Here is a 13,112-nt window from a genome sequence, read left to right on the forward strand (position 1 = left end):
TTTTATCTAACTTTTCTTATCCAATATCACCTTTTTACGATATTCATTAGGAGATATGCCAACATGTTGCTTAAACATTTTGCTAAAGGATACAGGATTTTGAAATCCGAGTTTAAAGGTAATATCGGTCATATTATTACTTAATTCTGCTAAAAGTTGTTTTGCTTTTATTATTCTAAACTCTGAAATATGCTGATGAGGAGTTTTACCATATATTTGTGTATATGTTCTTAATAAATGATTTGGAGATAGACAAGCAATGCGTGAAATGTCATTTAATTTAATGGTTTTGTCATAATAGGCTCTTATATAATCATGAGCTATACATATCCTTCTATATAATTCTTCACGCGTAGAAGTACGTATTGCACTTAAAGATTCAACTTCCTTATACGTATTAAAATGTTCATTCAAAATAGATTGCATTAATTTATGAAATAGTTCTTCATAACCAATAGAATTAATTTCGAGACTAGGTAAAATATGTTTAAAAGACTCAAGTTGAATAGATAAAGTATCATTTTTATGATAGGTTTTATCAAAAAAGGAAATGGAACTTGTATTCATGAATGGATCGCTGAGAAGATTATCGCTTGTTTCTTTTAATGTTTTAAAGACTTCAGCTGCAAACCCATCTTTAAAGAAAACACAAAAAGATTCCACTTCCTTTGTTTCATCAATTGAAATTGTGTACGAACCTTCATTAAGGAGCAGGTATCTACTATCTTCAACAGCAAACATGCCTTTATTAGTCTTATAATGGGCTTTACCATTAGAAAATGTTTTTATGGACAGTTGGCCAACTCCTTCCCAGTAAAATTGGTCACTTTTTGCATGTAAAACGAAATTGGTAGAATCATTTTTTGACATAATACAATCTCCATAATAGACATCTTTATTTTTTCATAACTTTATTATACATAAAAATGGAATCTAAGTATTACACATATATATTACTAATGAATTTGGTTGAACCATATCTCAAATAATTTATGGAAATAAAGTTATTCAACAATCGGGCGCTATTCTTGAAAAAGAATTGTGCCTTCTCTAGCTAAAGGGCCAGATTGTTGAATACATAATTATAGATTTAATATTAAGAAAGGTGAACCGTATCATAAGGCGAACCGGATGTTGCCAGTCATTTGTTGAGCGATTCCTTCATCATTTCGACTCCATAGGTGAGCGTAGTGCTTCAATGTAATTTCTGGCCTTGAATGGTCGTTGTGATACAACCAAAATATCCGCATTAAATTTGTGAAACCAGTGTTGATGAATTTTATGATTGGTTTGAGAAGTGAATAGAGTTAGCGGAATATTGTATTTAAAGTGTCCGAGAAGTTATTGATATTTGTTTAAATTCGCCTATACTAATGATTAGTTAGCAAAATCGTCTTTAAGGCTAAAAGCAAAAGTTAAAATACCAAGCACTTGACTTGCCAAAAAAGGCAGGTCATTTTTTATTAATTCACATTCTAACTCATTTACAAGGCGAAATTCGCGTATAATGGTAGTTTGAATAAGGTAACAATCTTCAAGAAATAATAAGGTAAATAATCCAAAATAAAAGAGGCTTAATTATGTGCAAAGAAAGTTTTAAAGATTATAAATTAAGTAATGAAATAGTAAACGCGTTGGATAGCTTAGAATACGTAAATCCAACAGAAGTTCAAAGTAAGGTTATACCTATTGTGTTAGAGAAAATGGATCTTGTCGTGAAATCACAAACAGGAAGTGGGAAGACTGCTTCATACGGGATTCCAATTTGTGAATTAATTGATTGGAAGGAAAATAAACCTCAAGCGTTAATTTTGACACCTACGAGAGAACTTGCTGTGCAAGTGAAAGAGGATTTCATAAACATAGGTAGATTTAAACGGATAAAAGCAGCAGCTGTTTATGGAAAACAACCTTTTGCTATCCAAAAAACAGAATTAAAGCAAAAAACACATGTAGTAGTCGGTACTCCAGGTCGTGTGTTAGATCATATTGAAAGAGGTACTCTGGCTTTAGATCGGATTCACTATCTTGTAATTGATGAAGCTGATGAGATGTTAAACATGGGGTTTATTGAACAGGTAGAAGCCATCATCAAGGAGTTACCTCGAGAACGAGTAACAATGTTATTTTCAGCTACATTACCAGAGAAAGTCAAAAGCCTCTCACTTAACTATATGAAAACGCCTATCGATATTGAAATTAAGACGACGGGACTCACAACTGATAAAATTGATCATTCTCTTTTTGAGGTGGCAGATGACGATAAATTTTCTATGCTTAAAGATATAACGATTGTTGAAAATCCAGACAGTTGCATAATCTTCTGTCGAACAAAAGATCGAGTAGATACTGTGTGTGATCAGTTAATAGATTTAAGTTATTCCTGTGATAAAATCCACGGCGGAATGATACAAGATGATCGGCTTGGCGTAATGAATGACTTTAGAAGAGGAGAATTTCGCTATTTGATTGCTACTGATGTAGCTGCCAGAGGGATTGATATTGATAATATAACACATGTCGTCAACTATGACCTGCCACTTGAGAAAGAGAGCTATGTCCATCGTACGGGTAGAACAGGACGAGCGGGTCAAAAAGGGAAAGCCATCACTTTTGTTACACCTTTTGAAGATCGGTTTTTAAGTGAAATTGAAGAATACATTGGTTTTGAGATTCCGAAAATGAACGCTCCTTCAAAAGAGGAAGTTTTAGATAAGAAACCTGCCTTTGAAGAAAAAATGAATGTTGAACCAACGATTAAAAAAGCAAAAAGTGAAAAACTAAACAAGAAAATCATGAAGTTATACTTTAATGGTGGTAAGAAAAAGAAGCTTAGAGCAGTAGATTTTGTTGGAACGATTGCAAAAATTGACGGAGTATCAGTGGAGGATATTGGTATTATTACAATATTAGATACTGTTTCTTATGTTGAAATATTAAATGATAAAGGTCCGATTGTGTTGAATAGCATGAAGAACACAACAATAAAAGGTAAGTTATTGAAAGTATATGAAGCTAATAAGAAGTGAAAAGTTAGTGTTGGCAGAACGATGGGTAATAAGACATAACTGGACTTTTTTCTTGTAAGTAACATTAGGAGATATCAAACTAAAACCCTCATTTAGTTACTATTATAATAAAAATAGTGTGAAGAGGAGTAGTTACTATGTCTAATATCGCTGGGGCATTACTGGGTGCGTTATTACTGTGTGTAATTGATTATATGTGCTTTCGTAAAGAAAGCAAAAGGTGGGAGTGGTTTACCAAAAAAACTAGAATGCAAAAAATCGGATTACTTATTACAGTTTTTATAGCATTATTCGTTCTTAACTATGTATTTTATTAATAATACCTTAGTTGTACTAACGCGTGCTTTGGTAGAAGCTCGTTGAGCTGTTCAGACAGCTCTATTTTCTTATTCAACTAAACCAGCTAAAAGAAGGTTAATCGTTATTCAATTAAAGGGCGCGATTGTTGAATAAGCGTCTCTGTTCTAATTAGACTAACGGGTAGCTTTACTTCAATAAGAAGTAGAGCCTTTTTCTACTTAAACTAACGGAGTAGAATACTTCAAAAGATTTGAATGAAAAAGAGGTTACGGCTATGCGAAATAGAGGTTCGGTAGTAATAGTAGAAAATGATACGGTTGGGTTAATTCAAAGAATTAGAGATGGCTCTGTTTATTATGTTTTTCCTGGTGGTGGAATAGAAAATGGGGAAACACCAGAAGAAGGAGCAAAAAGAGAAGCATTTGAAGAATTGGGAGTAGAAGTAAAGGTCAATGAGTGTATAGCAAAAGTTGAATATAAAGGAACTCAATACTTTTTCTTATCTGAAATCATTAATGGAATGTTCGGAACTGGGCAAGGTGAAGAGTACACAGACAAAGAGAGAGATAGAGGAACTTATTTGCCTATGTGGGTAGATATAAAAAAATTATCATCGATTGATGTTAAACCGAAAGAAGTTGCTATAAAAGTTCAATCCTTATTCAAGTAACGGGGTGCTTTACTTCAATAAGGAGTAGAGCCTTTTTCTACTTAAACTCCCATGAAAGAACGTAAAAATCTTTCATTTTCTGTGGTGTAGTGTTGATTTTGCGCTACATGGATGGCTAACGGGGTGCTTTAGTTGAATAAGATAGACGATCCATTAGCAACAATCTTTGAGAAAACAGCCTTTATTTTATATAATCAAATACAATCTATGACATATTCCTGTACACAAGCCACTTTGTTTTTAATTGCCCCAATCTAGCCCACATAACCCCAAAGTCATGCTTTATTATGCTATATCCTGCAAATTAATGATAACTGTTAAAAAGATATTAAAGTGTTGATATACAAGGTTTTATAGCTTGTTTTGTGCGCTACTTTGTTTCCTCACTAGCCTGTAAAGTTTGACTTGGAGAGGAGACTAGGAAACTCCTTGGGGGAGCGTCTCAGATGAACCCTGCGGCGAAGCGGCTCAGTCAGAACGGAAATCAACTATTCATTATGGAAATGAGCAAAAGAGTAGTTCTTGAAACTTTTCGTAATTTAACCTCGTAAATACAATTAAATGTTTTATTTATACATTAATGGGGGTCGTTGTTATGAAAAAGTTCAGTAGTCCAGAAGAAGTCATAGATATTTGGTTAAGAGAAGGTTACGAAAAAGTTTATGATGCTACATCAAAAGACTTTCAGAAGATGGTTACTTTAGAACAATTCATCGAGCTAAGCACGTCATTTAATAAGAGTGTTAAAAATTATCAATTAGAAACAAAGACGATATTACAAAATTTAACGCATTATGTATGGTCAGATGATAAACGAGAGAAAGTAGTTGTAGCTTCCTTTGATGAACTCAATCAAATACAGCGTTTTTATATAAAGCCTTTTATTGCTTATCCAAAAACGGATCAACAATATACAAAAAATAAATACATAATGCCAATTAGAGGTGAGTGGTTTGTTTTTTGGGGTGGTACGAATGAATTTGTAAATTATCATTATGTATATGAAAATCAGCGATATGCCTACGATTTAGTAAAAGTTCAAGATGGACAATCTTATCAAAATAGCCCAATTCGAAATGAAGATTTTTATGCTTTTGATGAGGATATTATAGCGCCAGCAGATGGTAAAGTCGTAAAGGTTGTAGATGGAATAAAAGATAATGTACCTGGTGAAATGGATGAACGTAATGCAGCAGGAAATTATGTTGTGATTGAGCATGCAAATAATGAATTTAGTATGATTGCACATTTTAAAAAGAACTCAATTTTAGTAAAATCAGGCGACACCGTAACAGAAGGGCAACTTATTGGGAAATGCGGAAACTCTGGTAATTCATCAGAAGCTCATATTCATTTTCAGGTAATGGATTCCCAGGATATTGTATATGGAAAGTCCATTCGTATTCTTTTTAAAGATGGTAATGAGCCAATACAAGGGGATACGATATCTTAAGACAATTAAATATTTTATTGCAGTATTCAAGCCTACTCCTAGCGGGGGAAGGCTTTTTCTTTTATGGATAAGAAATTGACACCGAAATGGCGATTGGTTAATGAATTAAAGAAGATCACCCTACAATAGGTGATCATTTTTATACCGTTTTCATACTTTCGTTACTACTTACCAAATGAAAGGGATTAGTTTTTTAGTTGTCTGTTTATATAATGTAAATTGTTCTCCGTACTTGTTTTGTAGGTAATCATCAGATTTTGGGATATAGCCAAAAATAAATACTAAAAATAAACCTAGAGGGATAAGCAAACTATACATATTGTTAGAGATTAGCGCTAAGCCTAGTACCCAAAGGCAATCTCCAAGATAATTAATATGAATCGCATATTTAAATAAACCGCCTGTATATAGTTTACCTTTGTTTTCAGGATTGTCTTTAAACGGTTTTCTCAGTAACTCTGAAACTGTGTTTAACATACTGCCCCCTAAAAATAATAGCCAGCCTACAATGAGTACTGTTAAGTTAGGATCCTGATTACTAGTAATCATTAAAATAGGGAAACCTAAATAATATATCCCGAAAGCTAGACTGTTCATAATGGCTTCTTGCCATGCAATACCCCTAGGCAACCATATAAACATCATAGCTGTTAATCGTAAAGCTGTGATGATTAAAGCAATAAAAAGTCCAAGTGAAATGCCTGATTTGTCATATCTAATGAAAAGCAAATAATAGGCAATGATTAAATAGATAATCTCAGCAACTAAAATCAATATTTTTTCTTTAATCGTTGACTTGTTTATCCCATACATATTAAGAAGCTCCTTCATTTTTTATTTAATAGGAAAATATACCTCTATGATATTATTCTCCTCTGGTGTGCAATAGGGGTCCGTTTGATAAACTTCAAACGGAGCACCGTTCAGTTTATAGTTATTTTCAGCAATCCAAACATGCAGCTTTGTATGAATAGAAGGCAATTCATCGTAAGAGCCGATAAGCGTAGCCATTGCGCAAAGACCAGGATTAAACACTTTTGTTTTATTGGTGGCCATTGCAAGGGGAATGGCAATTTCTACATCATAATTTTCAGGTTCATATTCTGAACTATGGAAAATAGCAAGTGGCTTGGCAATAGATGATAAATTTTCAAACAGAATTTTACTAAACAACTCATTAAAGTGTTTTAGAAAATCAGCGGTATTTATTTGTTTGCGTTGAGAAAATATAGGATAGGTTAAGTGATCAACAAGTTTAATCTCAATCTGATTTAAATAACCCATGATATTTTCCTCTGCTTCTAATAGTTGAATATCATGCTTTAATTTTTTTGACAACGCAGAATAGAATGTAATCTGTTGTGTCAGATTTTCTTGCTTGGCTTTCATTTTAGAGTTAAGAAGTTCGGTATTCTCCCAATTAGCTAAAATAACCTTGATTTCTTCTAATGAAAATAAATAGCTTTTTAAGCGTGTAATCAATAAAGCTGTTTCTAATTGAGAAATATTATAATAGCGATAGTTGTTTTTAGCGTTTATGAAAGCAGGTTTTAAAAGTCCGATTTCATCATAGTAGCGAAGAGTCTTCAATGTGAGATGTGATATTTTTGAAAACTCACCGATTGTAAGCATAACGATCACCTCCTGTTTTAAATATAATGTTTCCTGTAAGGGGAGGGTCAACAATGTAGCTATTTTTTTATGTATACGAGGTATTGATAGAAGTAGGGGTTTCATAACATGAGGGTTTCTTGGGGGTGTCTAATGGGCTGCTCGGGGCAATAGATGTTTTGTGCGAAAGGCGACCTCATTAAGTAAATAAATTCCAAAAAAAGCTGAATGAATCATTCAGCTTTTAGTATGCTTATTCTCGAATAACCAATAGTACACCACTAAAGATTAATACAGTTCCAACCCAAAAGGATACGCCGATTTGTTCGCCTAGTAATAGCCATCCTAGGAAGGTGCCGACGATTGGTTGAAAGAAGAAAAATAAACCACCGCTTGCGGCATTGAGCATCTGTAATCCACGATTCCAAAGTAAGAAGCCACACGCTGTAGAGATAACGCCTAAGTATAGTAAGCCACCCCAGATTGATGGTTCTACCATAGCGTAGAAGTCTAAATTTTTTATTCGTGGAATGGCTAAGGGTGTTAAGACAATGATAGCGACAAGTGTTCCGTAGCTAGTGACAACGATTTGTGAATATTGCTCTGGTACCCGTTTAATAAGGACGGACATCAGTGACCAGGTTAGGGCAGCGATTAGTAGAGCAACTCCGCCTAATTGATGTGAGGAATCGATATGTGCACTACCGACGATCATATAGACTCCAAATGTCGCTAGAATAATAGAAACAGCTTTTTTTAAAGTGATTTTTTCTTTTAAAATGAACCTCGCAAAAACAACCATAAATGCCGGTGTCGTTGCAGTAATGATGGCTCCCATTTGAGCAGTAGACAGCATAGTACCTATCTCTTGGGCAACGATAGAAATCGTATTCCCAATTAGCCCAATCATAAAGATTAACAGCCAGTCCCGTTTATCAATTCGCCACGATTGTTTTGTAATAATGCCGATGATGAACAAAGCAATAATTGCAATCATATAGCGTAGCCATACTAACTCTATAGGTGGTACGGTATCGACAACTACTTTAACTACTACATACATGCCGCCCCAAATGCTAGCAGCAAGTGATAAATATAAGGAACCTAATAAGGTTTTTTTCATTTTTTCCCCTCCGTTATCTCTAGACAATGCCTGTCCTTAACGGAGAAATGATGATTCTCCGTTAAGGGAGAATAACTTCAGGTACATCATGTTCAAATAATGGTGAAAAGATCATAATATAGCCAGCTCCTTTTATAGTATTTCATTTATCATATAACATTTTTGGAGTTTGATGAAAAAAATGGTCTAACACCCTAAAATTATGTAAAAGGAGAGCGTATAAAATTATTTAATTTGTCCTCTATTATCTTTATACCGATTATTCATGATGACCAATTGTTTGGATGGCTGACATTTGATCAGCTAGGTGAAGAGTTTGATTGCACTAAAGATCAATTGCAGTTACTTGAACAAGTTGGGAAACGCTTGGGGTTATTTTTATCAAGAAAAGGTGAAAAAGTGGAGAACTCCTCTGAACTTCACTTAACGGAAAGGGAAGCTATGATTTTGAGCTTATTAGCAGAAGGGTATGACAATAAAAAAATAGGTAGCTTACTGTTTTTAAGTGAGCATACAGTAAGAGATTATGTCAGTAGTCTAATGACAAAGCTAAAAGCAAAGAATCGTACACAGGTTGTCGCTTCTGCTTTTCGATTGGGGCTGTTGAAATGAGTAACTCTGAATTATTGTGGGGGATGGCGATACCAGTTTCAGGTAATTTAAGGGAATACTATTGAAAACACAATAAAAAAGTAGTGTGAGAGGTGTGTTTTGAAGCTTTCATTCGAAAAATAAGTATAGTAATAAAACATTATTTACGAATATTACAAGTGAAAGCATTTAAGCTTACACGATTGTAATGTAATTGAAAGCCAATACGATAGAGTGTAATACATTATTTTGCGAGAATGTGTATAGAAGCAAGAACAAGAAGCGGAGGAATACACAATGAATGAAAAATTAGAAGGCGTATATGAGGAATTCAATCGTTACATATACCACTTATGTTTAAAACTTACTCGCAATAATGTAGAAGCTGAAGATTTAATGCAAGAAGTATGGGTAAAAGTTGTGCGCTATGAGGATAGCGTTGCCGAGGTGGAACATATTAAAGCTTGGCTTACAACAATTACAATGAATACATTTAGAGATCGCTATCGTAAAACAACACGACGCAGTAAATACATGATGAACCAACCTGAAACATTAGACGTACCGATATTAGATTTGGTTCCCAACAATGACATTTCAACAGAAGAAAAAATTGAAAAAGATATTGTTACTAAATTAGTACAGGATAAAATGGGTCAATTAGATACAATCTATCGTAAAACATTATGGTATTTCTACATAGACCAATTTTCACTTGCAGAAATCTCTTCGATTATGAAAGTTTCAATTGGTACTGTGAAATCTCGTTTATTCCGTGCAAAAGCTCGTTTAAAAGAAATGCTAATGGCCGATGCATCCATAGTAGAGTCTGTGCTACCAGCATAATTAAATGCATTGGTCGCACTAGCATAATTACTTAGACGGAAGTATTCGCTCGGCCAATCCAAGTAAAGATGCATTGCAAAATTATTTTGCGATGCATCTTTTTTTGTATGGATTTTTTGTAGTCGGGAGAACAGTGGGCATCGCTGATAAGGCATCTACAACGCCGATTAACCACGATTTTATTTCTTACTCAGTTAAATGCAGGGCTAAATGAATTTCTAAATAATGTGCAGGATTGTGTAAATCTCGATTTAACAATTGCTCAATTTTTTCGAGTCGATGGTAGAGCGTATTTTGATGAATGTGTAAGGCGGAAGCCGTCTTCGAAATAGAACGATTTTGATGAATGTAACAACGAAGTGTTTCAAGTAAAGATTCATCCTTTTGTTTGTATAATGGAGCTAATATATCATGGACAAATTGTCCAAGCTCTTCCTCGCTTTGCTTGCTGAATAATCGATTAATACCTAACTCCTCATAGCAAATAATTGTTACTTCATCTTCATTTTTTGTGTGGCGCAAAGCATGCCGGAGAGCTTGCTTACTTTCTTCTGCACTCAGAGCGACCTTTAGTAGGTGATCCTGTACAGCTCCTATGCCAATTGCAACCTGTTGATGATAAAACTGAACCCAACTAATGATTGCCTGTGTTAATTGTTGTTTTATTTTTTGACGAAACGCTATATCTCCTTGTAGTACCCAAACGACTGTTTCACGCTGTGTAAATATAAAATGTTGGCCTTTAAAATATTGCTGAACATGTTGAATAAATTGCATACTATTTTTATGAGAAAATTGTTTCAGCCTAAATTTTACGACGAATGTTGGCCTCTTAATATCAAGTCCTAATTCATCATAACGAGAATCAATGAGAGGGGCGCGTCCAGAGATAAGTTGTTGGAAAAGCTCGAAACGTTCTTTAAAATTCGTTTGTCCAGCAGCCTGTATTTGTAATGATTTTAACGTTAAACTCATCGACGCATTTTCAATAATCATACGTTGCTGACTCGTTAAATGCTCCAACTCCTGAATAATTAAATAACCAAAAGTTTCTTTTTTATTTCTAATTGGAAAAACATAGCCTATATCAATTAATTGTTCTTTGTTAATTGTTGAGAGCTTGTCCATCTCCGCAAGCTGTAAAAATGTTTTACGATCTGCTAAATTTACATATTGAACGTCTAGTTGTAATAATTCCTTGGTTGTTTGAATTATTTTTATGTCTTTAACATTTTGCAAGGATAGTCTAATAAAGATTTGATGAATTTCATGTTGCTTTACAAAATAAGCATTTAACCGTTCTATTTCTTCATATGCTTCAGCATTTCTTATAGCAACTGCCGCCTGGGATGCGAAGCTTTCTAGGAGTCTTAAATCACTTCGTTGAAAAGCACGTTTATTTGTATATTGATGGACAATCATTATACCTAGTTTTCTTTCATTAAAAGTAATAGGAACAGCCATCGATGTATTATTCTCGATTCTTCCTATATGTACGGCTTCCATTAAAGCGTCTAGATTAAATTTTGAGATATTCCTCATGATCTCCATTGTTTCTCGATAATTGTAAATGCCTGATACGCCTGTTTGGAATGTATAACCTGCCATTCCCTCACCTAATTGGGGAGCATAATCAAAAATACGCTCTGTCACACCCGCACTAGCTACTGTATATAAACGCTCCATTTCAGGGTTGAATAACATTAAAAATCCACGATCAATTTCTGGAATAGCTAAAATGGCAAAATCCATGATAGTTTGCAAAAGTGTTTTTATTTTCAAAGTTGAATTCATCGCTCCCATGAGCTGTATAATTGCTAGTTTTTGCTCACGCTGACGTATAAGGATTTTCTGATAAAATGTCTTTTCTAGCTGCCAAACTAAAAATTGTTCATCATAGCATGTAAAATCTCCAAATATGATCCCTTGTACAATATACTCATTTGGCTCTAGTATGTATAACGTTGCACTGAAGCTTTGCTGTTGTTTATCCCAATGTATTTCTTTAAGATCGGGATTTATATCACAAGGCCGACCAGAAAATAAAGACCATTCCTTCGTTGCGCTATAAATATAAAAGCTACAATTGTCATCGTTCAATATAATTTCTTCATGTTCCCCTAGAGACATCGTTATTTCGACTCCATTCCCTAAATTTCAGAATATATTCTAATGAACTTTTATAAACATTGTAAGATATTCTAATGATTTCGTCCTCTATTTTTCTTAATATTTAGATAATTTATCGAAAGGGGTGGATTTATGAATGTCGAACTGAAGAAACGCAGTAATTTAATTTTAGGTGTTTTATTCTTTGGATGGATGGTTTCTTACATTGACCGGACTGCTATTAGTCTAGCTTTAATTAGTATTGGCAAAGATTTGTCCTTATCAGCCACTGAACTAGGATTTGTGTTAAGTGCGTTCTTCTTTGGATATGCTGTGATGCAAATTCCCGGTGGATGGCTAACGGATAAGTACGGACCGATTAAATTATTAATTGGTGCCGTTGTTTTTTGGTCAGTTTTCACTGCATTTACAGGGCTAGCTTGGTCACTCACTTCATTGCTCTTAATTCGATTTTTATTTGGTATTGGGGAAGGGGGATATCCTGCCGCAAGTACGAAATCAATCTCTATATATTTTCAGAAAGAGCAACGTACAAAGGCTCAAGCGACAATGATGTCATCCAATATGATAGGTAGTGCTATCGCTCCTATTATTTGTGCTCCTTTATTATTGGTAATGGATTGGCGCCATGTATTTTTCTTAATTTCTGGTTTAGGATTTATTTTTGTAATCGCTCTTTTGTGGAGTACGAAAAATGCACAGACATTTATAGCAGAGGAGCGAAAGGAAAGCGAAGAGAAGGGCTCTTTTAGGAAAGTATTAAAAAATACTTATCTAATGCGTGTGCTTTTTATTTTCTTCTTTATTAATATTGCAAACTGGGGATTGAGCTCATGGATGCCAACGTATTTAATGCAGGTGCATGGTTTAGATTTAAAAAATGTAGGGTTCATTGCTGCTATACCAGCTATTTTCGCAGCTATTGGAATGATTATAAGTGGTCGGATTATTTCAAAGCTAGGGGGACGTTCAAAATATGGCGTAATTTTTGGAGCAGTTGTGTTAGCTATTTGTTTATATCTCATGTCTACAGCGGTTTCTGTAGCAATAGTTATTACGTATCAATCAATCGCCTTTATATTCGTATCTTTTATGGCCTCGTTTATATTTACAACACCACACCGTGTTGTCAGTCAACAAAATGTTGGGACAGCTTTTGGCGTAGTAAATTTTGGTGGTCAAGCAGCCGGGATAATTTCGCCAACAATTATGGGTTATTTAATTAATGTATCAGGTGGTTCTTTTAAAACATCATTTATATTTTTAGCAATTATGTGTGTAATCGCTGCTGTAATTGCTGTTACTCTACCAGTTAATCATCAGCAACAAACAAATATAAAATCTGTGGAGGGATACTAA

At 34.3% G+C, this 13,112-nt stretch carries 12 protein-coding genes and 1 pseudogene; 7 read left to right on the top strand and 6 right to left on the bottom strand.

Going from position 1 to position 13,112, the window contains the following annotated elements; translation table 11 throughout:
- Positions 1–6 precede the first annotated feature (6 nt).
- Both ACZ11_RS17740 and ACZ11_RS27620 read right to left on the bottom strand, forming a co-directional pair.
- Positions 7–870 carry an AraC family transcriptional regulator gene (locus ACZ11_RS17740; protein WP_049667874.1) on the bottom strand — a complete coding sequence of 288 codons (864 nt, stop codon included), beginning with the start codon at positions 868–870 and terminating at the stop codon, positions 7–9.
- Between the two features lie 245 nt (positions 871–1,115).
- A pseudogene (locus ACZ11_RS27620) lies at positions 1,116–1,254 on the bottom strand (tyrosine-type recombinase/integrase); the annotation flags it as partial.
- Positions 1,255–1,580: 326 nt separating this feature from the next.
- Between ACZ11_RS27620 and ACZ11_RS17745 the strand changes: the two are divergent.
- The 4 genes from ACZ11_RS17745 (at position 1,581) to ACZ11_RS17760 (ending at position 5,452) form a co-directional block, all read left to right on the top strand.
- A complete protein-coding gene (locus tag ACZ11_RS17745; protein WP_049667875.1) occupies positions 1,581–3,029 on the top strand; it encodes a DEAD/DEAH box helicase in 1,449 nt (482 codons plus the stop codon).
- A 574-nt stretch (positions 3,030–3,603) separates the two neighbouring features.
- Entirely contained in the window at positions 3,604–3,999 is a 396-nt protein-coding gene (locus ACZ11_RS17755) for an NUDIX hydrolase (protein ID WP_049667877.1), read from the top strand.
- Between the two features lie 132 nt (positions 4,000–4,131).
- On the top strand, positions 4,132–4,257 hold the full coding sequence (locus ACZ11_RS27295; protein ID WP_269079333.1) for a hypothetical protein: 126 nt from the start codon (positions 4,132–4,134) through the stop codon (positions 4,255–4,257).
- Between the two features lie 337 nt (positions 4,258–4,594).
- The gene (locus tag ACZ11_RS17760) at positions 4,595–5,452 is read left to right on the top strand and encodes a M23 family metallopeptidase (RefSeq protein WP_049667878.1); all 858 of its coding nucleotides are present in this window, start codon (positions 4,595–4,597) and stop codon (positions 5,450–5,452) included.
- Positions 5,453–5,620: 168 nt separating this feature from the next.
- Here ACZ11_RS17760 and ACZ11_RS17765 read toward each other — a convergent pair whose 3' ends face one another.
- The 3 genes from ACZ11_RS17765 to ACZ11_RS17775 form a co-directional block, all read right to left on the bottom strand.
- A complete protein-coding gene (locus tag ACZ11_RS17765) occupies positions 5,621–6,265 on the bottom strand; it encodes a methyltransferase family protein (protein WP_049667879.1) in 645 nt (214 codons plus the stop codon).
- Positions 6,266–6,286: 21 nt separating this feature from the next.
- Positions 6,287–7,084, bottom strand: coding sequence for a MerR family transcriptional regulator (locus ACZ11_RS17770; RefSeq protein ID WP_049667880.1), 798 nt, complete (start codon positions 7,082–7,084; stop codon positions 6,287–6,289).
- 232 nt (positions 7,085–7,316) lie between these two features.
- Positions 7,317–8,186, bottom strand: a complete 870-nt coding sequence (locus tag ACZ11_RS17775) for a DMT family transporter (protein WP_049667881.1) — start codon at positions 8,184–8,186, stop codon at positions 7,317–7,319.
- Between the two features lie 234 nt (positions 8,187–8,420).
- Between ACZ11_RS17775 and ACZ11_RS17780 the strand changes: the two genes are divergently transcribed.
- A complete protein-coding gene (locus ACZ11_RS17780) occupies positions 8,421–8,798 on the top strand; it encodes a LuxR C-terminal-related transcriptional regulator (protein ID WP_236690903.1) in 378 nt (125 codons plus the stop codon).
- A gap of 276 nt (positions 8,799–9,074) precedes the next feature.
- Positions 9,075–9,623 (top strand): RNA polymerase sigma factor, encoded by a 549-nt coding sequence (locus ACZ11_RS17785; RefSeq protein ID WP_049667882.1) that lies wholly within the window; start codon positions 9,075–9,077, stop codon positions 9,621–9,623.
- Positions 9,624–9,809: 186 nt separating this feature from the next.
- Here the strand turns inward: ACZ11_RS17785 and ACZ11_RS17790 are convergent, their stop codons facing one another.
- Positions 9,810–11,753, bottom strand: coding sequence for a helix-turn-helix domain-containing protein (locus tag ACZ11_RS17790; protein WP_049667883.1), 1,944 nt, complete (start codon positions 11,751–11,753; stop codon positions 9,810–9,812).
- Between the two features lie 132 nt (positions 11,754–11,885).
- Here ACZ11_RS17790 and ACZ11_RS17795 point away from each other — a divergent pair, with 132 nt between their 5' ends.
- Positions 11,886–13,112 (top strand): MFS transporter, encoded by a 1,227-nt coding sequence (locus ACZ11_RS17795; RefSeq protein WP_049667884.1) that lies wholly within the window; start codon positions 11,886–11,888, stop codon positions 13,110–13,112.

Origin of the sequence: Lysinibacillus xylanilyticus (assembly GCF_001183605.1) — a bacterium.
Taxonomy (GTDB): Bacteria; Bacillota; Bacilli; order Bacillales_A; family Planococcaceae; genus Lysinibacillus; species Lysinibacillus xylanilyticus.